Below are 501 nucleotides of genomic sequence, written 5' to 3'. Positions count from 1 at the left end.
CCAATAAACCTCGGTGCGCGCGGCAACCTCGCGCACGAAGGCGGCCACGCCGTTACAGTATGAGCAATAGGCGCAGTTCACCTTCTCGATGATGTTGAGATAGGCAAGGTGATGCCGGTCGAACACCAGATAGTCGCGCCGCCGCACCTTGGGGATGCCATAAATCGGAAAGCACACCGCCTGATAGGCCATCACCCAGAGATCGATCAGTACGAAGGGGATGATCAGTGAATAGATCACGGGAGCGGACAACACGATCAGCGGGTTAGCGTTGAAGAAGTATTTTGACGCGCCCACCTTGATGGCGCGCTGCAGCTTCTCGATATCCTGCTCGAAGACAATCTTGCGCCGCTCGAAACGGAAGCGCAGCTCTTCCCGCCGGCGGGTCAGCTCGGCCTCGATCTCGGCCTCCACGCCCTTCAACTTGTCCATCAGTTCGGCGAGCTCGGGCATGAATGGTCCTTCGATTGGCAATGACCGGCGCAAGGGCACATGGAACAG

At 58.3% G+C, this 501-nt stretch carries 1 protein-coding gene; it reads right to left on the bottom strand.

The annotated features are described in order from the left end of the window. On the bottom strand, window positions 1–453 hold a 453-nt coding region (locus AC1DS5_RS25710; RefSeq protein ID WP_477721068.1), incomplete at its 3' end, for a hypothetical protein. Window positions 454–501: the final 48 nt, after the last annotated feature.

The sequence above is a fragment of the Polaromonas sp. P4_H1 genome, from assembly GCF_056400945.1.
This window is presented reverse-complemented; position numbering and strand designations above follow the sequence as displayed.